The sequence below is a fragment of the Pseudomonas sp. LTR0 genome, assembly GCF_036630035.1.
Classification (GTDB): Bacteria; Pseudomonadota; Gammaproteobacteria; order Pseudomonadales; family Pseudomonadaceae; genus Aquipseudomonas; species Aquipseudomonas putida_Y.
This window is the reverse complement of record NZ_CP123734.1, coordinates 2,238,757-2,260,359: the sequence shown is the minus strand read 5'-3', so window position 1 is coordinate 2,260,359 and position 21,603 is coordinate 2,238,757. Positions and strand designations below refer to the sequence as shown.

Annotated in this window: 19 protein-coding genes; 15 read left to right on the top strand and 4 right to left on the bottom strand. The window is 61.4% G+C overall.

All coding sequences use genetic code 11. The features are described 5' to 3' along the window. Positions 1 to 114: 114 nt before the first annotated feature. The 3 genes from argC (at position 115) to QCL51_RS10370 (ending at position 3,725) form a co-directional block, all read left to right on the top strand. Entirely contained in the window at positions 115 to 1,056 is a 942-nt protein-coding gene (gene argC, locus QCL51_RS10380) for an N-acetyl-gamma-glutamyl-phosphate reductase (protein WP_103462371.1), read from the top strand. Positions 1,057 to 1,135: 79 nt separating this feature from the next. Next, entirely contained in the window at positions 1,136 to 1,822 is a 687-nt protein-coding gene (locus QCL51_RS10375; RefSeq protein WP_338444824.1) for a GNAT family N-acetyltransferase, read from the top strand. A 277-nt stretch (positions 1,823 to 2,099) separates the two neighbouring features. After that, on the top strand, positions 2,100 to 3,725 hold the full coding sequence (locus QCL51_RS10370; RefSeq protein ID WP_338444823.1) for a methyl-accepting chemotaxis protein: 1,626 nt from the start codon (positions 2,100 to 2,102) through the stop codon (positions 3,723 to 3,725). Between the two features lie 52 nt (positions 3,726 to 3,777). Here the strand turns inward: QCL51_RS10370 and QCL51_RS10365 are convergent, their stop codons facing one another. Next, a complete protein-coding gene (locus tag QCL51_RS10365) occupies positions 3,778 to 5,184 on the bottom strand; it encodes a cytosine permease (RefSeq protein WP_021782027.1) in 1,407 nt (468 codons plus the stop codon). Positions 5,185 to 5,500: 316 nt separating this feature from the next. Between QCL51_RS10365 and QCL51_RS10360 the strand changes: the two genes are divergently transcribed. The 10 genes from QCL51_RS10360 to QCL51_RS10315 all read left to right on the top strand — a co-directional run bounded on the left by QCL51_RS10360 (position 5,501) and on the right by QCL51_RS10315 (position 15,438). Beyond that, positions 5,501 to 5,986, top strand: coding sequence for a flavin reductase family protein (locus tag QCL51_RS10360; protein WP_010954485.1), 486 nt, complete (start codon positions 5,501 to 5,503; stop codon positions 5,984 to 5,986). 158 nt (positions 5,987 to 6,144) lie between these two features. Next, positions 6,145 to 7,185 (top strand): LLM class flavin-dependent oxidoreductase, encoded by a 1,041-nt coding sequence (locus tag QCL51_RS10355; protein WP_338444822.1) that lies wholly within the window; start codon positions 6,145 to 6,147, stop codon positions 7,183 to 7,185. Between the two features lie 470 nt (positions 7,186 to 7,655). Then, entirely contained in the window at positions 7,656 to 8,252 is a 597-nt protein-coding gene (locus QCL51_RS10350; RefSeq protein WP_003256068.1) for an amino acid synthesis family protein, read from the top strand. Positions 8,253 to 8,320: 68 nt separating this feature from the next. Then, complete coding sequence (locus QCL51_RS10345; protein ID WP_325950749.1) at positions 8,321 to 9,154, top strand: alpha/beta fold hydrolase; 834 nt, start codon at positions 8,321 to 8,323, stop codon at positions 9,152 to 9,154. After that, the gene (locus tag QCL51_RS10340) at positions 9,151 to 10,632 is read left to right on the top strand and encodes an aldehyde dehydrogenase (RefSeq protein ID WP_338444821.1); all 1,482 of its coding nucleotides are present in this window, start codon (positions 9,151 to 9,153) and stop codon (positions 10,630 to 10,632) included. The genes QCL51_RS10345 and QCL51_RS10340 overlap by 4 nt, the downstream gene beginning before the upstream one ends. A gap of 12 nt (positions 10,633 to 10,644) precedes the next feature. Further along, complete coding sequence (locus QCL51_RS10335) at positions 10,645 to 11,130, top strand: flavin reductase family protein (protein ID WP_028697722.1); 486 nt, start codon at positions 10,645 to 10,647, stop codon at positions 11,128 to 11,130. Positions 11,131 to 11,305: 175 nt separating this feature from the next. Then, positions 11,306 to 11,695 carry a carboxymuconolactone decarboxylase family protein gene (locus QCL51_RS10330; protein WP_003256073.1) on the top strand — a complete coding sequence of 130 codons (390 nt, stop codon included), beginning with the start codon at positions 11,306 to 11,308 and terminating at the stop codon, positions 11,693 to 11,695. An 88-nt stretch (positions 11,696 to 11,783) separates the two neighbouring features. After that, positions 11,784 to 12,536: a GntR family transcriptional regulator gene (locus tag QCL51_RS10325; RefSeq protein WP_010954490.1), complete on the top strand. Its 753-nt coding sequence runs from the start codon at positions 11,784 to 11,786 to the stop codon at positions 12,534 to 12,536. A gap of 2 nt (positions 12,537 to 12,538) precedes the next feature. Further along, a complete protein-coding gene (locus tag QCL51_RS10320) occupies positions 12,539 to 13,102 on the top strand; it encodes an NUDIX hydrolase (protein WP_028697721.1) in 564 nt (187 codons plus the stop codon). 152 nt (positions 13,103 to 13,254) lie between these two features. Continuing rightward, entirely contained in the window at positions 13,255 to 15,438 is a 2,184-nt protein-coding gene (locus QCL51_RS10315; protein WP_338444820.1) for an ATP-binding protein, read from the top strand. An 83-nt stretch (positions 15,439 to 15,521) separates the two neighbouring features. On the opposite strand, the gene QCL51_RS10310 is transcribed toward QCL51_RS10315, so the two are convergent. After that, the gene (locus QCL51_RS10310) at positions 15,522 to 16,136 is read right to left on the bottom strand and encodes a LysE family translocator (RefSeq protein ID WP_338444819.1); all 615 of its coding nucleotides are present in this window, start codon (positions 16,134 to 16,136) and stop codon (positions 15,522 to 15,524) included. A 111-nt stretch (positions 16,137 to 16,247) separates the two neighbouring features. Here QCL51_RS10310 and QCL51_RS10305 point away from each other — a divergent pair, with 111 nt between their 5' ends. Both QCL51_RS10305 and QCL51_RS10300 read left to right on the top strand, forming a co-directional pair. Then, positions 16,248 to 16,700 carry an Lrp/AsnC family transcriptional regulator gene (locus tag QCL51_RS10305; protein WP_014590636.1) on the top strand — a complete coding sequence of 151 codons (453 nt, stop codon included), beginning with the start codon at positions 16,248 to 16,250 and terminating at the stop codon, positions 16,698 to 16,700. Between the two features lie 377 nt (positions 16,701 to 17,077). Further along, on the top strand, positions 17,078 to 18,490 hold the full coding sequence (locus QCL51_RS10300; protein WP_252458673.1) for a cytosine permease: 1,413 nt from the start codon (positions 17,078 to 17,080) through the stop codon (positions 18,488 to 18,490). An 85-nt stretch (positions 18,491 to 18,575) separates the two neighbouring features. On the opposite strand, the gene QCL51_RS10295 is transcribed toward QCL51_RS10300, so the two are convergent. Together QCL51_RS10295 and QCL51_RS10290 are read right to left on the bottom strand one after the other, a co-directional pair. Next, positions 18,576 to 20,627, bottom strand: a complete 2,052-nt coding sequence (locus QCL51_RS10295; protein WP_279934833.1) for a TonB-dependent receptor — start codon at positions 20,625 to 20,627, stop codon at positions 18,576 to 18,578. A gap of 200 nt (positions 20,628 to 20,827) precedes the next feature. Next, positions 20,828 to 21,535: an NUDIX domain-containing protein gene (locus QCL51_RS10290; protein ID WP_021782036.1), complete on the bottom strand. Its 708-nt coding sequence runs from the start codon at positions 21,533 to 21,535 to the stop codon at positions 20,828 to 20,830. Positions 21,536 to 21,603: the final 68 nt, after the last annotated feature.

Below are 21,603 nucleotides of genomic sequence, written 5' to 3'. Positions count from 1 at the left end.
ACGCTTTTCAAAAAGTCATTCAGAGAACCTGAATATATTGATCATCATATTCAAATTTTCATTACCAAAGCTACGGGCGAGCATGGGCCATCTTTCCCCAACCGGACCCCGACCATGCATACCCCTGTTGTTTTCATCGACGGCGACCAAGGCACCACAGGCCTGCAGATCCATGCCCGCCTAAAGGGCCGTACCGATCTTCGCCTGTTGACCCTCCCCGAGGCCGAGCGCAAGGACCCGCAACGCCGCTGCGAAGCGATCAACAGCGCCGATATCGCCCTGCTGTGCCTACCCGACGACGCCGCCCGCGAGGCCGTGGCCGCAATCCACAACCCGCAAGTGCGAGTGATCGACGCCAGCTCTGCGCACCGCACCACACCTGGCTGGGTGTACGGCCTGCCGGAGCTGGACGAACAGCAAGCCGAGCGTATCGCGCAAAGCAAGCGTGTCAGCAACCCCGGGTGCTATCCCACCGGTGCCATCGCGCTGCTGCACCCGCTGGTCAAGGCCGGTTTGCTGCCTGCTGACTATCCGTTGAGCATCCACGCCGTCTCTGGTTACTCCGGCGGTGGTCGCGCGGCAGTTGAGCGGCATGAACAGCCCGGCGCCGCCAAAGCCCCTGCCCTACAGCTGTATGGCCTGGAGCTGGCGCACAAGCACGTACCGGAGATCCAGCAGCATGCGGGGTTGTCGGCGCGGCCGATGTTCATGCCCGGCTATGGCGCCTACCGCCAAGGCATCGTACTGAGCATTCCCCTGCAACTTCGCCTGCTGCCTGGACACATCAGCGCCGAGCAACTGCAAGCCTGCCTGGAACAGCATTACCAGGGTGCCCGCCATGTCCAGGTGATGCCCCTGCATCAGTGCGGCGCTGCGGCAAACCTCGATCCCGAGGCATTGAATGACAGCAATGACCTGCGCCTGGCGCTGTACGCCAACCCCGAACATGGCCAGGTGCTGCTCACCGCAGTGTTCGACAACCTGGGCAAAGGTGCCTCTGGTGCTGCCGTGCAAAACCTCGACCTGATGCTCGGTGCCTTACAGGCACACGGCTGATACGGCAAAACCGGTTAGACTGTACAACCCGCGCCAACACCGCGCGGGTTGTATTCTCATTCGCCGGAGCCCCCCCCAGATGTTCATCCTGAGCCGCCTCGACAGCGTGCCGCCCGAATCTTTCCAGAACCAGATCCGCGAGCTGGTCATTCACAATGTCGGCGAATTGAGCAGTGTCGCCATCGCCGTCGACAACCCGCTGTACCCGTTGTACCAGTACGGCGTCGGCATGGAAGTCCACCGGTACCTGCAAGCACTGGACGGCTCCCATGGCCTGGCCGTGGCGCTTACCCTGGCGCTGGATGCCGAAGCACCTGACCAGTTGCTGGGCTTTGCTCTTTCGCTGCCAGCCCAGGACGATGGGCAGGCCTGTGCATTGGCCTTTCTGGCCGTTTCCGCCAGCCATCGCCGCCAGGGCATCGCTCGTGCCCTGCTGGGCGACCTGCAGGCGCGCTATGCCTGTGTGGAGCTGAACGCCTTTGCCAAACAGGTGCCATGGTTCGAAGCGATGGGCATGCAAGTGGTGGCCGCCAATGGACCCCAGGTGCTGATGAGCAGTACCGGCCAGGCCAGTGGAGCGCTGATCGGGCGCCTGGACATTGCGCCGATCTATCAGACGGCTGAAGTGCTGCAGATTCACACCTATCTGCTCAACCAGCAGGGTGAGGATGCGATGATCGAAGCGGAGCAAATGCGCGATGAGCGGCTGGATGAACTGGCCGCTCAAGCCCGGGAATGTGTGCGTCAGCGCAAGACTGTGCATTGATTCAAGGGCCTGTTCGCGGGTATCAAGACCCGATGATTGCAATGACTCGGCGCGAACACTTGGAAAAGCCTCAGACAATGACAGCTTTGTCAATTGCCTTGTTACATTGAATGACTGTTCAACAATGATGGCCATATGGCATCATTCAAACAAAAAACATGCACGAGGGTGAGGCAAATCTACTAATCCGCAGCGCATCAAGAGCCTGGCGCCACCTCGGCGGCCCGGCTTTCCGGCCAGCTCCTGACGCCTGCACGCCACCGGCAAGGAGCTTTCCATGCAATTACGGAATTTGAAAATCGGCATTCGCGCTGCCAGCGTATTCGCCCTGTTGGGTATTCTGGTCCTGGTCATGGGCCTTATCGCACTTTACGAAACCCGCCAGATGGACAAGGCCACTGACGAGATCCGGCTCACCTGGATGCCCTCCGTGGTAGCACTGGGCGAGATCAGCAGCAACCTCGGGCGCGCCCGAGCCATCACCCTGCGCGCCGCGCTGGACGATAACCCCACCGAGCGCACACGCAACCTGCAGATGCTCGAAGGCATCAACGCCGAACTCCAGGGTGGTCTGAAGGACTACGCTGACACCCTCATCGCTGCCGACGACCCTGCTCTGTTCAACACATTCAATGACGCGCACCAGCAGTACCTCGAACTGCAGGTGAAAGTGCTGCAGAACATTGCCGCAGGGCGTATGGACGAGGCCAAGCAGCAGATCAGCGGCCCGCTCACCCAGCGTGCCGACAGCATGATGAAGGCTTTGGTGGCGCTGATCGACTACAACAGCAAAGGTGCCGAAGATGCCTCGCAGCGCAGCAGTGACGTAGCAGACGAAGCGTTCACGGCCATCATCTCTTCATTGCTTGTGATCATGCTTGCTCTAGCCGCTATTGCTATCGTGCTTACGCGCAGCATCGTGGCGCCCCTGGCCGATGCCGTGGCCGTCGCGGAACGGGTCGCGCTCGGCGACCTCACCCAGGAAATCCGGATTGTCGGCCGCGATGAGCCAGCCCTGCTGCTACGCGCTCTAAGCCGCATGCAAAGCAGCCTGCGCGATACCATTCGCAAGATTGCCGCTTCGTCCGACCAGCTGGCCTCAGCCTCGGAAGAACTGCACACCGTCACCGAAGACACCAGCCGTGGCCTGCACCAGCAAAGCGCGGAAATCGACCAGGCGGCCACGGCCGTCAACCAGATGACCGCAGCGGTCGAGGAAGTGGCAAACAATGCGGTCAGCACCGCCGACGCCTCGAAAGGCGCCGACCAGACCACCCGCGATGGCCGCGACCGGGTCAACCAGGCACTGGCATCCATCCAGCACCTGGTGGCTGACGTGAGCGACACCTCGGGCGAGATCGAACAACTGGCCAACAATGCCAACGAGATCAGCCGGGTTCTGGACGTGATTGGCGCGATTGCCGGGCAAACCAACCTGCTGGCACTGAATGCCGCGATCGAGGCTGCCCGCGCCGGCGAAGCGGGCCGTGGATTTGCCGTGGTGGCCGACGAGGTCCGCGCCCTCGCCCACCGTACACAGCAATCAACGGCGGAGATCGAGCAGATGATTGCTGGTATTCAGAACGGTACCGAGCGTGCGGTAACGGCAATGCACAGCAGCCAGGGGCGTGCCAGCGGTACGCTGGAAGTGGCACAAGGCGCAGGGCTGGCGTTGGAGGTGATTGCCGAGGCGATCGCCTCCATCAACCAGCGTAACCTGGTAATTGCCAGTGCTTCTGAGGAGCAGGCACAGGTGGCACGGGAGGTGGACCGTAATCTGGTCAACATTCGTGATCTGGCGATGCAGACGTCGGCGGGTGCCAATCAGACCAGTGCGGCAGCGCAAGACTTGTCGCGGCTGGCAGTGGACTTGAACGGGATGGTGGCGCAGTTCAAGGTCTGATCGGAAATGACAGGGGCTGCAAAGCAGCCCCTGTTACAGCAACGACAATCTATCAGTCGTTGACACTCACAACTCGCCCCGCCTTCTCGGCAGCCTTGCCGCGCGTCGCCAGGCAGTAATACAGCGGCACCGTCACCAGCAAGCCGAACAGCCACGACAAGTCGGCCCCTTCCACAATATTGGAATACGGCCCCACATACAGCGACGTGTTGGCAAAGGGCAACTGCACCAGGATGCCGCAGGCATAGGCAATGATCGCGTGGTGGTTGAAGCGGCCATAGATGCCGCCGTCAGCACTGAAGATCGAGGCGATGTCGTACTGGCCCTTCTTGATCAGATAGAAGTCGATCAGGTTGATCGAAGCCCACGGCACCAGCACCAGCAGCAGCGCCAGGATCAGGCCGATGAACTGGCCGATGAAGTCCGCCGAGGCATTCAGTGCCACCATCCCGCAGCCCACCAGAATGACCGAGGCCAGGATCACCCGTACCTTGACGCTCGGCGTCCACTCGGCCACGAAGGTCTGGATTGCGGTCACGATCGACAGCACCGCGCCATACAGGTTGAGGGCGTTGTGGCTGATGATGTTAAGCAGGAACAGCACCATCAGGATCGGGCCCAGCCAGCCGGTAGCCTGCTTCACCGCGTCCATTGCGTCAGTGCCTTGCGGGACACACAACACTGCCACTGCACCAAAGCTGAAGCACAGGATGGTACCCAGGGTGGCGCCCAGGTAGGTCGCCCAAAACGGTTTGGCAATGCCCACTTCACGCGGCAGATAACGCGAATAGTCTGACGTGTACGGCGAGAAGCTGATCTGCCAGATGGTGCCCAGCGACACGGTGGCGATAAAGCCCGACAGGTTGAACGCGCCGCGGCTGAAGAAGTCTGCCGGCAATTCCTGGATGAACATCATGATGAAACCGGCCAGCAAAGCCGAACCCATCACCCAGGTGCCGATGCGGTTGAGAATGTGGATGAAACGATAGCCGATCACGCCGATGGCAGTAGCGCTCAGGGCACCTATCACGATCGCGCCGGGCATCGGCACACTCGGGGCGATACCGTGGATGGTCTTGCCTGCCAGAACAATGTTGGAAATAAAGAAGCCGACATAGATCAGCGCGGTAAAGAACACGATCAGCAAGGCGCCGTAACGGCCGAACTGGCCACGGCTTTGCACCATTTGTGGAATGCCCAACTGCGGCCCCTGCGCAGAGGCCAGGGCGATGACCACGCCCCCGACCAGATGGCCCAGGACAATGGCTATCAACCCCCACAACAGGTTCAGGTGGAACACCTGGACCACCATGGCACCGGTGACGATGGGCAGTGGTGCAATGTTGGTACTGAACCAGAGGGTGAACAGGTCGCGCGCCTTCCCATGGCGCTCGGCAGGTGGAACGTAATCGACCGTGTGATTCTCGACAAACTGGTGCTGCGACGACGGTTGGGACATGGTTTTCAGCTCGAAAGGTCGTTTTTATCTTTGTAAGGAAACCGCATCTAGGCGGCCTCTCAGCTGCGGACCATATTATGGTATTCCAAACTTTTGACAACACTGATCCGCAGTAAAAAACGCCCGCTGATCCGCTTGCGCAACCCTGGCGGCAAACTACCTGATCGCTCAAGGCCACGATATACGTGGCCTTGAGCCGTCCATCGTGAAAAAGACGGGTTGAAAATTCCGCTTGCAAAATAGGTATTACGGTATACCATCAGACACATCAACGATAAAAACTGCGGACCACCGCAGCCCTTCAGAGGTACTCCCGATGATCGACGCAACTGTCTACAAGAACGTTCTGGGCTCCTTCCCGTCCGGCGTTACCGTCATCACCACCCAGGACGACGACGGCTCGGTCGTCGGCCTGACCGCCAGCGCCTTCTCCTCCCTGTCGATGGACCCGCCACTGGTGCTGTTCTGCCCCAACTACACCTCCGACTCCTACCCGGTACTGATCAAACAGAAGCGCTTTGCCATTCATCTGCTCTCGGGCGAGCAGCAGGCAGAAGCGTACGCGTTCGCCAAGAAGGGCAAGGACAAGGCCAGCGGTATCGAGTGGAGCCTGAGCGAACTGGGCAACCCGATCCTGGCCGGTGCAACCGCAGTGATCGAATGTGAACTGTGGCGTGAATACGAAGGTGGCGACCACGCCATCATGGTTGGCAAGGTGCACAACCTGATCGTCCCGGCAGAAGCACCACGGCCCATGGTGTACTGCCGCGGCAAAATGGCCAGCCTACCGGCCTTTGCCTGAAGCCTGCAATTCGACGCAGACCCCTGTGGGAGCGGGCTTGCCCGCGAACACCGGCGAAGCCGGTGCCACCCACCGCGTGTTCTGTTTCGCGGGCAAGCCCGCTCCCACACTGAAGCCCGCTTTACTGACGGGTAACAACAAGCGTTGAGGAAAAACCCATGAAATTTTCGTTGTTCGTGCACATGGAACGTTGGGATGAACAGGTCAGCCACCGCCAGCTGTTCGAAGACCTGACCGAACTGACCCTGATGGCCGAGAACGGCGGTTTCAGCACCGTGTGGATCGGCGAACACCACGCCATGGAATACACCATTTCGCCAAGCCCGATGCCACTGCTGGCCTACCTGGCCGCACGCACCGAGAAGATCCGCCTGGGCGCCGGCACCATCATCGCGCCGTTCTGGAACCCGATCCGCGTTGCGGGCGAATGCGCACTGCTCGACGTGATCAGTAACGGTCGTATGGAAGTGGGCCTGGCCCGCGGCGCCTATCAGTTCGAATTCGACCGCATGGCAGGTGGCATGCCCGCCACCGATGGAGGCAAGGCGCTGCGAGAGATGGTGCCCGTCGTGCGAAAGCTGTGGGAAGGCGACTACGCCCACGATGGCGAAGTCTACAAGTTCCCGACCTCCACCAGCGTACCGAAGCCGTTCAACGCCACGCCGCCTATGTGGATCGCCGCCCGCGACCCGGACTCGCACAACTTCGCCGTTGCCAATGGTTGCAATGTCATGGTCACCCCGCTGATGAAGGGGGACGAAGAAGTGCTGGACCTGAAGAACAAGTTCCAGGCCGCCCTGGACAACAACCCAGACGTGCCGCGCCCACAACTGATGGTGCTGCGCCACACCCATGTGCACAGTCCGGCTGATCCGGATGGCTGGAAAGTTGGCGCCCAGGCCATCTCGCGCTTCTACCGCACGTTCGATGCCTGGTTCGGCAACAAGACCACCCCGGTGAATGGCTTCCTGGAGCCGAGCCCGGAGTCGAAATTCGCCGAAGTGCCGGCGTTCAAGCTGGAAAACATCCGCAAGAACACCATGATCGGCACCCCGGAAGAAATCATCGCACGCATCAAGTACTACCAGGAACTGGGCGTCGACGAGTTCAGCTTCTGGTGCGACAACAGCCTGCCCCACGCCGAGAAGAAAAAGTCGCTGGAGCTGTTCATCAAGGAAGTGGTGCCGGCGTTCGCCTGAATTCCCATTGCCTGAAACATTGCGGGGCACAGCCCGCTCACGTGGCCTGCGTGAGCGGGCTTTTTTTGGGGTGTACGCCTTGAGTCTTGCGGAGTGGTCGAGATCGAGCGCCGCCCGCGCGGCGCATCGCGAGCTGCGCTCGCTCCTACGTTTGTTTCGGGCCAATTATTCCTGTGGGATTTGCGCGCGAACGCCTTGGCGCATGGCGCGATATCGCGTTGTACAAACAAGGCGGTCGCGCGCGCCTGTCACAGGCGTGACTGGCCCGAAACAAACGTAGGAGCGAGCGCAGCTCGCGATGCGCCGCGCGGGCGGCGCTCGATTTCGAATACACCACAACCCTCAAGGCATACCCGGCAGCCCCACCTTTCGTCCCCCCGCAAGAGAAATTTCCAGCCACCTCTTGCACAACAAATATTATGGTATACCATCAGACAACAAGAGCTGATAACCCTCACCAGGAGCCACCCATGAGTTTCGAAATCCGCAAGATCGTCACCTACTCCGAAGAGACCCGCATCGAAGGCGGCAAGGCCACCGACAAGCCGGTGACCATGGTCGGCCTGGCCGTCGTGATCAAGAATCCATGGGCCGGTCGCGGTTTCGTTGAAGATCTGAAACCGGAAATTCGCGCCAACTGCTCGGAGCTGGGTGCCCTGATGGTCGAGCGCCTGACTGCTGCCATTGGCGGCGCCGACAAGATCGAGGCCTACGGCAAGGCCGCCGTAGTCGGCGCCGACGGCGAAATCGAGCACGCCTCGGCCGTAATCCACACCCTGCGCTTCGGCAACCACTACCGCGAAGCAGTACAGGCCAAGAGCTACCTGAGCTTCACCAACAAGCGCGGCGGCCCAGGCACTTCGATCCAGATCCCGATGATGCAGAAGGACGACGAAGGCCTGCGTTCGCACTACATCACCCTGGAAATGCAGATCGAAGACGCCCCGCGTGCCGATGAAATCGTCGTGGTCCTGGGCGCAGCCGACGGCGGCCGCCTGCACCCGCGCATCGGTAACCGTTACATCGACCTGGAAGAACTGGCTGCCGAAAAAGCCAACGCTCAATAACAATAACCAAGACGGGCCGGGGCGTGGCGTGCTTACCCGCCGCGCCCGACCTTCAAGGAGCGCCCTCCATGATTCAGCCTGTCGCTGAACGCACACCTGGCGGCACCAGCTATCTGGCTGTCGGCCAGGGCCAACCCGTGGTACTGATCCACGGCGTGGGCCTGAACAAGGAAATGTGGGGCGGTCAGTTCGTTGGCCTGGCCAACGACTACCGCGTCATCGCCTACGACATGCTCGGCCACGGTCAAAGCCGCGTACCGGCTGCCGACACACCGCTGGAAGGCTATGCCGACCAGCTCGCCGAACTGCTTGACCACCTGCAAATCGCACAAGCCACCGTGATCGGCTTCTCCATGGGCGGCCTGGTTGCCCGTGCATTCGCCCTCAATTACCCGCAGCGCCTGGCTGCACTGGTCGTGCTCAACAGCGTGTTCAACCGTACCCCCGAGCAGAGTGCCGGGGTGATCGCGCGTGCTGCCCAGGCGGCGGAGCTGGGCCCCGACGCCAACGTCGATGCTGCCCTGGACCGCTGGTTCAGCCGTGAATACAAGGCTGCAAACCCGGCGCAGGTCGCCGCCATTCGCCAGGTGCTGGCAAGCAACGACCCGCAGGGCTACCACACCACTTATTCGCTGTTCGCCACCCAGGACATGTATCGCGCCAATGACCTGGGCAGTATCCAGGTGCCGACGCTGATCGCCACTGGCGAACTCGACTCCGGTTCGACCCCGGCCATGACCCGCCAGCTCGCCGCCTGTATTCCTGGTGCACAGAGTGTGGTCCTCGCCGAGCAACGGCATATGATGCCGGTGGAAGCACCGCGTGAAGTCAACAAGATGCTGCTGGACTTCCTCACCCAAGCCAGCACCCTCACCGAATCCGCCAAGGGGATTGTTGCATGACCCTCGTTCGTTTCCAGATGTGCATCGACGGCCAATGGCGCGATGCCCAGAGCGGCAAGACCTTCGACAGCCTCAACCCGGCCACCGCCCAGGCCTGGGCGCAGCTGCCCGACGCCGATGAAGCCGATGTGGAGCTGGCCGTTCAGGCCGCCCAGCGTGCCTTCGACAGCAAGGCGTGGCGCAGCATCACTGCCACCGCACGCGGCAAGCTGCTGCGTCGTCTGGGTGACCTGATTGCCGAGAACAAAGAGCACCTGGCCCAGCTGGAAAGCCGTGACAACGGCAAGCTGATCCGCGAAACCCGCGGCCAGGTCGGCTATCTGCCGGAGTTCTTCCACTACACTGCGGGCCTGGCCGACAAGCTCGAAGGCGGCACCCTGCCGCTGGACAAACCCGACCTGTTCGCCTACACCGTGCACGAGCCGATCGGCGTGGTTGCCGGGATCATCCCCTGGAACAGCCCGCTGTACCTCACCGCGATCAAGCTGGCCCCTGCCCTGGCTGCCGGCAACACCATCGTGCTCAAACCGTCCGAGCACGCCTCGGCGACCATCCTCGAGCTGGCCCGTCTGGCCCTTGAGGCCGGCTTCCCGGCCGGGGTGGTCAACGTGGTCACAGGCTTCGGCCCAAGCACCGGCGCGGCGCTGACCCGCCACCCGCTGGTGCGCAAGATCGCCTTCACCGGCGGTGCCGCCACCGCCCGCCACGTGGTGCGCAGCAGTGCCGAAAACTTCGCCAAGCTGTCACTGGAACTGGGTGGCAAGTCGCCGAACATCATCTTCGCCGACGCCGACCTGGACAGCGCCATCAATGGCGCCGTGGCGGGCATCTATGCCGCTTCCGGGCAAAGCTGCGTGGCCGGTTCGCGCCTGCTGGTGCAGGATGAAATTTTCGACGTATTCGTCGAGCGCCTGATTGCCCGCGCCAAGCGCATCCGCATCGGCAACCCGCAGGAAGACGCCAGCGAAATGGGCCCGATGGCCACCGCACAGCAGCTGGCTGTCGTCGAAGGCCTGGTGGCTGCAGCCAAGGCCGAAGGCGCCAAACTGCATATGGGCGGAAAGCGTGCCGACGTTGAAGGTGACGGCTGGTTCTACGAGCCCACCCTGTTCGAGTGCGACAGCAACGCGATGACCATCATGCAGGAAGAAGTGTTCGGCCCGGTCGCCGCGGTGATCCGCTTCAAAACCGAAGAAGAAGCCCTGGCCATAGCCAACGACTCGCAATTCGGCCTGGCTGCCGGCATCTGGACTCGCGATCTGGGCCGTGCCCATCGCCTGGCCCGTGACGTGCGTTCGGGGATCATCTGGGTCAACACCTACCGCGCCGTGTCGGCCATGGCACCGATAGGCGGCTTCAAGAACAGCGGCTACGGCCGCGAGAGCGGCATCGATTCGGTGCTGGCCTATACCGAGCTGAAGACCGTGTGGATCAACTTGTCCACCGCGCCGATGCCCGACCCGTTCGTGATGCGCTAGGAGGAACACAAGATGATCGAACCCGGCATCTACAAAGACGTGATGGGCTCCTTCCCGTCCGGCGTCACGGTAGTCACCACCCTGGACGCCGACGGCGGCATCGTCGGCATCACCGCCAGTGCGTTCAGCGCGCTGTCGATCGACCCGGCGCTGGTGCTGTTCTGCCCTAATTACGCCTCCGACACCTACCCGATCCTGCGCGACAGCAAGCAGTTCGCCATCCACCTGCTGTCCGCCGACCAGACCGCCGAGGCTTATGCCTTCGCAGGCAAGGGCAAGGACAAGGCCAAGGACATCGAGTGGCACCTGAGCGAGCTGGGCAACCCTCTGCTGGCCAAGGCCACGGCGATCATCGAGTGCGAATTGTGGCGCGAGTACGACGGCGGTGACCACGCGATCATTGTCGGTGCGGTGAAGAACCTGGTGTTGCCGGCCGAGCCGGTGACCCCGATGGTCTACCACAAAGGCAAGCTGGGCGCCCTGCCGCCTCTCGGCTGATATACCTTGAAGTTGGTGTTGGCCTCTTCGCGGGCTTGCCCGCTCCCACAGATTCCGGAACCTGTGAGAGCAGGCAAGCCCGCGAAGAAGCCAACACCGATGCCCCTGTTTTCAGGGGTCGCGCTAATCGTCTCACCCTCGGTTGCGGCCCCTGTTTTATGCCGGAGTACTGCACATGAGCAATGAAAAGTACGAAAAGGGTCTGAAAATCCGCACCCAGGTGCTGGGCGAGGACTACGTCAACCGCTCGATCCAGAACGCAGATGAGTTCACCAAACCGTTGCAAGAGCTGGTCACCGAGTATTGCTGGGGTCACGTCTGGGGCCGCGAAGGCTTGTCGCTGAAAGAGCGCAGCATGATAAACTTGGCCATGATTTCCGCGCTCAACAGGCCCCACGAGCTCAAGTTGCACATTCGCGGTGCCCTGCGCAATGGCCTGAGCCGTGAACAGATTCGCGAAATCCTGCTCCAGGTCGGCATTTATTGCGGCGTACCCGCGGCGGTGGACAGTTTCCGCCTGGCCCGTGAAGCGTTTGCCGAAGCCGATGCGGAGCCAACCCGTTAACAACGGGCTGTTCGAACCACTGCATGGAAAGCCTCGGTTCGGGGCATTCCGCGATGTTGGCGCAACAGCCTCATAAAGAGCGCACCTGATGAAACGCCAGCCACTCGACGACAGCTTCAAGGTCAACCGCAACCCCGTTACTCTGCGCGAAATCGTGCTCGACAAGCTGCGCACCGCAATCATGAACTTTCACCTGCTGCCCGGCGACCGCCTGGTAGAGCGCGACCTGTGCGACCGCCTCGGCGTCAGCCGCACTTCGGTACGCGAAGCGCTGCGTCATCTGGAGTCCGAAGGCCTGGTCGAGTTCGCCGACGCCAAAGGCCCGCGCGTGGCCATCATCACCCTGGAAGACGCGCGTGACATCTATGAGCTGCGCTGTGTGCTCGAAGGCCTGATCGTGCAGTTGTTCACCCTCAACGCCAAAGCCAAGGACATCCGTGCGCTGGAACGTGCGCTGGAAGTGAACCGCGAGGCACTGGAAGAAGGCGAGTTGCAACAGGTGCTGGATTCGGTACAAGGTTTCTACGATGTGCTGCTGGAAGGCTCTGGCAACCAGGTGGCGGCCCAGCAGTTGCGCCAGTTGCAAGCCCGCATCAGCTACCTGCGCGCCACCTCGGTATCGCAGGAAAACCGCCGTGGCGCCAGCAACCGCGAAATGGAAAAGATCGTCGAGGCCATCAAGGGCGGCGACCCGCTGGTGGCCCACCAGGCCTCGGTCGACCACGTCCGCGCCGCCGCCAAAGTGGCCCTGGACTACCTGCGCCAGAAGCAGGATGACAACGCCAAGGTGCGCGACATTGTCGAACCCCTGGCCCTGAAGGAACCACGCATAGGTCGCTGATCATGCCCAATGCCCCGCGCTACTGCCCGCACTGCACCACGGAACTGGCCCGGGGCATTCCCACAGGCGATACCCACGAACGCCTGCATTGCGCCGGCTGCGGTTACATCCATTACATCAACCCCAAGATCATCGCCGGCTGCATCATCGAGCGCGATGGAAAGTACCTGCTTTGTCAGCGCGCCATCCCGCCGCGCCCCGGCACCTGGACCTTGCCTGCCGGGTTTATGGAAGCTGGCGAAACCACCGAGCAGGCGGCGCTGCGCGAGGTATGGGAAGAAAGCGGCGTACGTGCGGACATCGTCTCGCCGTATTCGATCTTCAGCGTGCCAAAGATCAGCGAGGTGTACATCATCTTCCGTGCCATCGTCACCGAAGAGACCGGGCAGTACGGGCCGGAGACGCTGGCGTACAAGTTCTTCGAACCGGATGAAATCCCCTGGGATGAGATCTACTACCCGGCTATCCGGCAAATTCTCGAGCGCTACATCCTCGAGCGGCAGGCCGGGGTGTATGGCATTTACATGGGCAATGATGACACCGGCAAGGTGCACTTCATCCGCTAGCCTGTCCGGCCGCTTCGCGGGTGAACCTGCTCCCACTCGGATCGCGCAGTTGCAGAGGCTTGTGCAAGTGGCACAGGCCATCACAAAAGCCTCGCCAACGGTCTATTCTCGGTGCACCCTAAGGGCCTTGAGACAGAGGACCGGCAAAGCACATGGCTAGATGGCTAGACGGCGGCGGGCAAATGGCCGAACGCATCCGCAACCACGACTGGGCCAGCACTCCCCTGGGCCCGCTGGAACATTGGCCCGACGCCCTGAAAACCACGATGTCTCTGTGCCTGGCCTCGCGCTTTCCGCAGGCCGTGCTGTGGGGCCCGGACTTGATCACCCTGTACAACGATGCCTTCACCCCGATTCTCGGTCGCAAGCCCCTGGCCTTGGGCATCCCCTTCCGCGACGTGTGGCACGAAGCCTGGGATGAAATCAGCAGCATGGCGGACCGTGCGTTGGCCGGTGAAGCGGTGTACATCGAAGACTTCCCGCTGATGATCGACCGCAACGGAGGTTTGGAGCGGGCCTATTTCACCTTCTGCTACAGCCCGATTCGCGGCCATGATGGCGAGATACTGGGCATGCTCGACACGGTCACCGAAACCACCGCCAGCGTGGTCACCAACCAACGCCTGAACTTTCTCGATACCCTCGGGCGAGCCGTTACCGAGGCGGCCGAACCGGAGCACATCATGGCCATCACCACCCGCATGCTGGTCGAGCACCTCGGCCTGTCCGGCTGCGCCTATGCGGTGATGGACCCCGACGAGGACGGTTTCACCATCTGCGGCGATGCGGTGGCACCCGGCTCACCACGTCTGGTGGGCCACTATCACCTGCATGACTTCGGCCGCCTGGCGGTCAGCCGCCTGCGCAGCGGCCTGGCCCTGGTGATCAACGACAACCTGCGCGAACTGGCCACTGACGAGGCGGCGACGTTTCAGGCCATCGGCATTACGGCCACCATCTGCATGCCACTGATCAAGGGTGGCAGGCTGACCGCGCTGATGGCGATTCACGACCGCGTACCCCGGGCATGGACCGACTACGAGCAAGCACTTATCAGCGAAGTGACCGAGCGATGCTGGGCACACATACAACGGGCCCAGGCCCATGCCGAAGTGCGCGAAGCGATGGCGGCCCTTGAAGCGCTCAACACCACCTTGGAACATCGCGTCGAAGAACGCACCACTCAGTTGCTGCACACCGAGGCCGTGCTGCGCCAGGCCCAGAAGCTGGAAGCCATTGGCCAGCTGACCGGCGGCGTAGCCCACGACTTCAATAACCTGCTGACCATCATCCGCTCATCGCTGCACTTCCTGCAGCGCCCCAACCTGGCCGAGGAGCGCCGCGAGCGCTACCTCAAGACCATGTCCGACACGGTCGACCGTGGTGCCAAACTGACCGGCCAGCTACTGGCCTTCGCCGGCCGCCAGGCCCTCAGCCCGCAGGTGTTCGAGGCCGGGCCTCGGCTGGAGGCCATGGCCGACATGCTCGACACCGTCACTGGCGCGCGCATCCGGGTCGAGCTGCAGTTACCGCAAGCGCCCTGCCACATCCGCGCCGACCTCAGCCAGTTGGAAACCGCGGTGATCAACCTGATGCTCAACGGCCGCGATGCCATGGCTGGCGAAGGTGCCTTGCAGCTGCGCCTGCAGGCCGACCAGTGCCTGCCTGCCTTGCGCGGCCAGCCTTCGCTGCCTGGCCCGTTCGCGGCGATATCGGTGAGCGACAGCGGCGTCGGTATTGCCAGCGAATTGCTGGAGCGCATCTTCGACCCGTTCTTCACCACCAAGGCCCCAGGTGAAGGTACCGGGCTCGGGTTGTCGCAGGTGTTCGGTTTCGCCAAGCAATCCGGGGGCGATGTACAGGTGAACAGCATCCCCGGCCAGGGCACCACCTTTACCCTGTACCTGCCGCAGGAGGACTCACCTGCGGCCTTGCCCGAAGACGCCTCGGCCGGCAGCCAGCCGCAGGTACAGGGCGAGCGGCGACGAATACTGGTGGTAGAAGACAACCCCGACCTGGGCAGCTTCACGGCTCAGTTCCTCGAGGACCACGGCTACCAAATCAGCTATGCGCGGTCGGCAGAAGAAGCGTTGGCGCAGTTGACTGGCCCCGCAGGTGATTTTGATGCGGTGTTTTCCGATGTGGTCATGCCCGGCTTGGGTGGCCTGGCGCTGGCCCGCGAACTTCGCCGCCAGCGCCCGCAGTTGCCGGTGATCCTTACTTCGGGCTACAGCGAGGCGATTGCCGAAGGTGGGCACCAAGGGTTCACCTTTCTGGCCAAACCCTACTCGGCAGAACAGGTGTGCCAGGTGCTCGGAAAAGTACTCGGTCACTGACACCTTGCATCGCGATGGGCGATAAACGGCGCCGCGAAGCTCAAAACCACACTGCCAAGAGAAACCAACCCGGCCCCACGAAATCAGTTTATTTGCCCGACTATCAAGCCCAGGGCAACTGTAATCATCGCCATCCCCGACACCCGCCCGACCAGCTTTGCCGCTCCTGGCCGGGTGCTGAGCACAGCTTTGGCGCCATAGCCGACCAGCGTGTAGATCACCAGCGAACTGCATAGGTGGACCAGCCCCAGCAACAAGATCTGCAACGGCACGGGCCAGCTCGACTGCGGGTCGGTGAACTGCGGCAGCAGGGCCAGGAACAGCAGGAATACCTTGGGGTTCAGGCCGCTGACGCAAAACCCCTTCAACGCCCAGCGCGAGCCAGACTCCCCCGCGCCGCCCTGCCCGGCCGCCGGCAATGCCGGGCTGAGCAACAGGTTGCCGCCCAGCCACAACAAATAGGTGCACCCCGCCAGGGTCAGCAAGGTCAGCGCCAACGGGTGACCAGCCAGCAGGCTGCCAACCCCGGCCGCCACCACCAGCGTGGCCAGGAAATGCCCCGACAACATCCCCGCCACCGCTGGCATCACCCAGCGCCCGCGCATGCCGGCCGAGATGGCATAGGCCCAGTCTGCACCCGGGGTCATCACGAACAGCATCGACACAGCCCAGAACGCCGTCAGCACACTGATAGCCACTTGAATCTTCCTTATCTACTGCATTGGGATGTCGAAAGATTACGGATTTCGCTCGGGGATTTTCTTTCGTATATTTCCCCTTAGAATTCATGAATTGGAAGATTCTTCCCGATGGACAGAACTGATCGAAAAATCCTTGCCGAGCTGCAAAAAGACGGACGGTTGTCGGTAACCGAGCTGGCCGACCGCGTAGGACTCAGCCTGTCACCCTGCCATCGGCGCTTGAAGACACTGGAAGAGTCCGGAGCCATTCTGGGCTATCACGCACGGCTGGCACCGAGCGCCCTTGGGCTGAACTTTGCCGCGTTGGTATTTGTGACGCTACGCGAGGTGACCCGTCAGCCGGTGGCGGACTTTGAAACGGCACTGGCGCAGATCCCGCAGATTGTCGAAGCGCAGCGGCTGTTCGGCGACCCGGATTACCTGCTGCATGTGGTGGCCAAGGACCTGCCGGCGTTTCAGAAGCTGTATGACGAGCATCTGACCAGTATCCCCAATGTGAAACGCTTGAGCTCGACCTTGGTGATGAAGGAAGTGATTCAGGATCGGTTGTTACCCATGTAGCTGTTTCCTCTTGTGCCGGCCTCTTCGCGGGTAAACCCGCGCCTGCTGTAGGAGCGGGTTTACCCGCGAAGAGGCCTGCACAGGCAACCTTTCATCTGCCCTGAAAACGCGCACATCGCACCAACCCAGCCCACCGTGATCCGGTTGCCAACCCGCCGCCCCTCTACCCCAAGGCCTTCAGCCAGCTGGCACTCTCCTTGCTACCGTCACCCGCTTAAGCTTTTGTCAGCCTTAGGTTTTTTAAGGTTTATGGGTACATATTTACTAATTTCTCGTTATCCCCGCGCCCCTCATCATCGCTCCAACAAGAACGCGTCGCCCACCGCCGGCACGCCCCCGGGCAGTTCCCAATGCCCTACCTTGCCTTGGAGTCAGTCATGACCAGTGCAGCCAATTCGGCACCCCTGATAGAAAAACACACGATCGGCTACGTGCCCCCGCAAGACCGCCACGGAAAGGTAAGGGATCTATTCACGCTCTGGTTCGGCGGCAACATCGCGCCGTTGCCCATCGTCACCGGCGCGCTGGGCGTGCAACTGTTCCACCTGAACCTGGTATGGGGCATCGTCGCCATCCTTGTCGGCCACCTGGTTGGCGGGGTGCTGATGGCCCTGCACTCGGCCCAGGGCCCGCAAATGGGCATTCCACAGATGATCCAGAGCCGCGCTCAGTTCGGCACCCTCGGCGCGCTGCTGGTGGTGGTGATCGCAGGCGTCATGTACATCGGCTTCTTCGCATCCAACATCGTCCTTGCCGGCAAGTCACTGCATGGCGTGGTCGACGCCGTTCCGGTACCGGTGGGCATCGTCATCGGGGCGCTGGGCTCAGGCATCATCGGCATCATCGGCTACCGCTTCATCCACGTGCTCAATCGCATTGGCACCTGGGTACTGGGCATCGGTATCGTGGTCGGCTTCGGCTACATCTTCACCCATGTGCAGAGCGACGATTTCCTCACCCGTGGCAGCTTCAACCTGGCCGGTTGGCTGGCCACCGTGTCGCTGGCGGCGTTGTGGCAAATCGCCTTTGCGCCCTATGTGTCGGACTACTCGCGCTACCTGCCGGCAGATGTAAAAGTCAGCTCGACCTTCTGGACCACCTACCTGGGTTCGGCCCTGGGCTCAAGCCTGTCGTTCATCTTCGGCGCCGTGGCCGTGCTGGCGATCCCGGCCGGCATGGACACCATGGACGCGGTCAAGCTGGCCACCGGCACGCTCGGCCCGATCATGCTGGTGCTGTTCCTGCTCAGCGTGATCAGCCATAACGCCCTCAACCTGTATGGCGCTGTACTGTCGATCATCACCTTGGTGCAAACATTCGCCTACCGCTGGATCCCCACCGCCAAAAGCCGTGCAGTGCTGTCGCTGATCGTGCTGTCGGCCTGCTGCGTGGTAGCAGTGTTCGCGTCGGCAGACTTCATCGGCCATTTCGTTGACATGGTGCTGGTACTGCTGGTGGTGCTGGTGCCGTGGACGGCGATCAACCTGATCGACTTCTACGCCATTCACAAAGGCGACTACGACATCCAGTCGATCTTCCAGGTCGATGGTGGGATCTACGGGCGCTACAACCCGCAAGCACTGATCGCCTACGCTGTGGGGATCGTGGTGCAGATACCGTTCATGAACACCCCGCTGTACGTCGGGCCGATTTCCGAACACATCAACGGGGCTGACCTGTCGTGGCTGGTAGGGTTGGCGGTCACCTCGCCGCTGTACTGGTGGCTGGCGAGCCGTGACAGTGCCTACCGTCGTCGGCAGACCAGCGCCAAGTTGGCAGCGGTGGCTTAAGCTGCACTGGCCTGTTGATCCCGCAGACCTCTTGAAGGCGATATGTGTCGCCCTCAAGAGGCTCCTTGCCAATGCACCCGCCCTGTCAAAGGCTCATGTTTATCGACACGAACGCTGAACGGCCTGGTGCTGGCGAGAACATCGCCTGGTCGTTGCCCCCCCAGAAGAAGTTGTCGTACCAGACGTATTCGTATTCACGGTCAAACAGGTTTTTCACCTGCAGGTCGACGCTGGTCGACGAGGTGACACGGTAACTGACACTGGCGTCCACGACCACAAAACCGCCGTACTTACCCTGCTCGTTCAACTCGTCGATGTAGTAGCTGCCCTGCGCCCGCCCCTGCATACCGAACTTCCAGTCATCGTTGTACCGGTAGTCGACACCCACATTGCTGATGTAGCGGGGGGTGGAAAATACCTCTTTGCCGGACAATGACTGGCCGTTTGCAGCGTAGGCCTTGACCACCTTGGCCTCCTGGATCGCGTGGGACGCCCAAACCGTCCATTGATCGTCCAGCTGAGCACTGATCTGCATGTCCACACCACGCCGGCGTGTTTCGCCAAGGCCGACCGTGGTACCAGTGCTGGGCATGTTCGCGACTTCATCGGTCGCGTCCTGCTGCCAAAGCGCAACCCGCGCCTGAGCGCCCGGGAATGGCTGAAACTTGATGCCCACTTCCTTGCCGGTGTTGATCGACGGGTCGTACGAGGCTTGCCCAGGCACCCGATAAGCTGGCCCGCCAGAGCCCGTAAGGATCTGGAAAGTACGCCCCCAGTTGGCGTAAAGGTCGATCTCCGGCGTGAGGCTGTAAATTACGCTCAGCTTCGGCTGGCGGATCCAGCCATAATCCTGCAGGGATGCCTTGACGCCGCCGAGCGTCTCGCTGTTACCCGAAAACTTGTCGACGCGCATGGCAGGAATGATCTTCAGCGCGTCGGTCGGCTGAATGACCGCCTGCACATAACCGCCAATATTGCGCAGGGTGTAAGTGTCGTCGTTCTGCACACGTGCCGGCGTGGCGTCGAAATCGGTCGGGATCCCGTAGTTGTAGCGCAGGCGACGGTACTGGTTGTCCTGCTCCTCGTAGTTGATGCCGCCATCCAGCGTCAGCAGATCGTTAGCGCGCCAGGTCAGGTTGCTGAGCATCCCTCGCTGCTGTTCATCCCACTGCCGACGCTGGCGTGGCGCGTTGCCGGGCTGGTAATCGGTGAACGTGATGGTTCGATCATCGTTGTAGCTGTTGTAGTACAGCTTGCTGCTCAGGCTCAGGTCATCGTCAAGCTGCCAGTCGGCGTGCAGGCTCAACTGCTTCATGTCGCGATCGTCACCATCATTGGCGTTCTTGGCCGGCGATTGGGTACGGCTGGCGTGCAGTTGCTCGCGGGTGAGGAAGCCTGACTCTTGGGCCTGGTGGTGGTACAGGCGAGCGATCAGGCCGACACGGAAGTCTTGTTCGTCGTTGCTGACGAACCACTTGCCGCCGAGCGTGTATTTGTTGGATTCGCTGTGGTCGCGGTAACCGTTGCTGTCTTGCTTGGCGAGGATATAGTTCTGGGCGAAATTCCCCTCCTCGTGCCCGACCGCCAACTGCACTTCGCGCGTATCGAAGCTGCCGTAAGTCACACGGCTATCGACATAGTTTCCCCCCTGGCGGGTCGCGAAGTTGATGTTGCCGCCGATATTGTGCAGCCCATAGCGCGGATCGTTGGTACCGCGCACCACCTCGATGTACTCGATGTCCAGCGGGAAGATCATATCGATGAAGCGCTGGTTGCCACTGTTGACGTTGCTCGGCACACCGTCGATCAGGGTCTTGATGCCGTTGATGTAGCCCTCACCATTGAACGCGCGAAAAGTGACCTTGCCTGATTCGGCACCTTGCCCCGTTTCGGTCAGCTGGATGCCCGGCATCTGCCCCAACAACTGCCAGCTGTTCATCACATTTTTATCTCGCACCTGGTCGCCGCCCAGGACGTCGACCGACGTAAGCACATTTTCAGTGCTCAAGGCTGTACCGGCCGTTTGGGTGATATTCACTTCACCGAGGACGATGGTGGAGGTACCGGTCTGTTCGGCGAGGACTTCAGGTGTGAACATTGCCGTAAAGATGGCAAACGAGGCTGGGGTGAATCGCATGGAGGTTCCTGAGGCGGGGTTGAGTATGTTGGCGCACAGATAGAGGAGGCGAGATCTGCGTCTGCCTTAAGAAAAATATGTTATACCATAACAGTTAACTCGAGCGTATCGGGTTTTTGACCCGTTGATACTGACGCTCAACCTGCTCGACACGAACATTTTTATCAGCTCATCCGGTCGAGTCGGCGACCGTACGAACGCTATAGGCCTCCTTCCGGCAACAAGCTGCGATCAAACATGAACGCCCGGCCACCCTGCGGTGTGTACTGATACAGCTGCTGCGGCCTACCCAGCTTCGGTTGGTTCTTCTCCCCGGTGTCCCTCACCCACCCCAGCTCGCGCAAGCGCTCCAGGCGTTTGCGCAGCGAGGTGTTATTCACCGCCTGCCCCAAACACGCCTGCATCGCGCCTAATGCGTCCAGCACCGTGAACTTCTCTGCCAGCAGATACAGCGGCAAGCTGCTGTACACCGTCTTTGCCGCCAACCGATCGCGGGCGCGCTCCACCAGCAGGTTATGGTCGAACGGCAAGAGCACCTTGCGCGCCAATACGCTGTCCAAGTCGAAAAACGCCAATTGCTCACACTGGACGACCTCCCCCGGGTCCAGCAAGACCAGGTAATAGGTGCTGAGCGACCAGCCGCGCGGATCACGGAAGGCATTGCCCTCGGTGCCCACCTGTTCCATGTAGCAAGGCACAACCTGCGCTTTCTCGCGCAGCGCGCGTTCGGCAGCAGCTTCCAGGCTGATGTCAGGGGTACGGCCGTTGACGATCACACCGGGCAAGGCCCACTGGCCGGCATGGGGGTCGCGCTCACGACGGTGCAACAATACCTGCAGATGCTGCGCATCAGGGGCCAGACGCAGGGCCACGATATCGACGCTGGTCAGGACTTCAACTGTACTCACCGGGCTACTCCTTGTTTAGTGAGCCAATAATCCACCAGAGCTACTAAGTAAATCAACAATTGAACCTG

Bases quoted from the DNA above. Each gene is read 5' to 3' on its own strand.
- QCL51_RS10345 (WP_325950749.1), top strand. From the start codon at position 8,321: ATGATTCAGCCTGTCGCTGAACGCACACCTGGCGGCACCAGCTATCTG.
- QCL51_RS10330 (WP_003256073.1), top strand. From the start codon at position 11,306: ATGAGCAATGAAAAGTACGAAAAGGGTCTGAAAATCCGCACCCAGGTG.
- QCL51_RS10325 (WP_010954490.1), top strand. From the start codon at position 11,784: ATGAAACGCCAGCCACTCGACGACAGCTTCAAGGTCAACCGCAACCCC.
- argC (WP_103462371.1), top strand. From the start codon at position 115: ATGCATACCCCTGTTGTTTTCATCGACGGCGACCAAGGCACCACAGGC.
- QCL51_RS10370 (WP_338444823.1), top strand. From the start codon at position 2,100: ATGCAATTACGGAATTTGAAAATCGGCATTCGCGCTGCCAGCGTATTC.
- QCL51_RS10350 (WP_003256068.1), top strand. From the start codon at position 7,656: ATGAGTTTCGAAATCCGCAAGATCGTCACCTACTCCGAAGAGACCCGC.
- QCL51_RS10365 (WP_021782027.1), bottom strand. From the start codon at position 5,184: ATGTCCCAACCGTCGTCGCAGCACCAGTTTGTCGAGAATCACACGGTC.
- QCL51_RS10360 (WP_010954485.1), top strand. From the start codon at position 5,501: ATGATCGACGCAACTGTCTACAAGAACGTTCTGGGCTCCTTCCCGTCC.
- QCL51_RS10305 (WP_014590636.1), top strand. From the start codon at position 16,248: ATGGACAGAACTGATCGAAAAATCCTTGCCGAGCTGCAAAAAGACGGA.
- QCL51_RS10320 (WP_028697721.1), top strand. From the start codon at position 12,539: ATGCCCAATGCCCCGCGCTACTGCCCGCACTGCACCACGGAACTGGCC.
- QCL51_RS10295 (WP_279934833.1), bottom strand. From the start codon at position 20,627: ATGCGATTCACCCCAGCCTCGTTTGCCATCTTTACGGCAATGTTCACA.
- QCL51_RS10340 (WP_338444821.1), top strand. From the start codon at position 9,151: ATGACCCTCGTTCGTTTCCAGATGTGCATCGACGGCCAATGGCGCGAT.
- QCL51_RS10335 (WP_028697722.1), top strand. From the start codon at position 10,645: ATGATCGAACCCGGCATCTACAAAGACGTGATGGGCTCCTTCCCGTCC.
- QCL51_RS10300 (WP_252458673.1), top strand. From the start codon at position 17,078: ATGACCAGTGCAGCCAATTCGGCACCCCTGATAGAAAAACACACGATC.
- QCL51_RS10375 (WP_338444824.1), top strand. From the start codon at position 1,136: ATGTTCATCCTGAGCCGCCTCGACAGCGTGCCGCCCGAATCTTTCCAG.
- QCL51_RS10355 (WP_338444822.1), top strand. From the start codon at position 6,145: ATGAAATTTTCGTTGTTCGTGCACATGGAACGTTGGGATGAACAGGTC.
- QCL51_RS10315 (WP_338444820.1), top strand. From the start codon at position 13,255: ATGGCTAGATGGCTAGACGGCGGCGGGCAAATGGCCGAACGCATCCGC.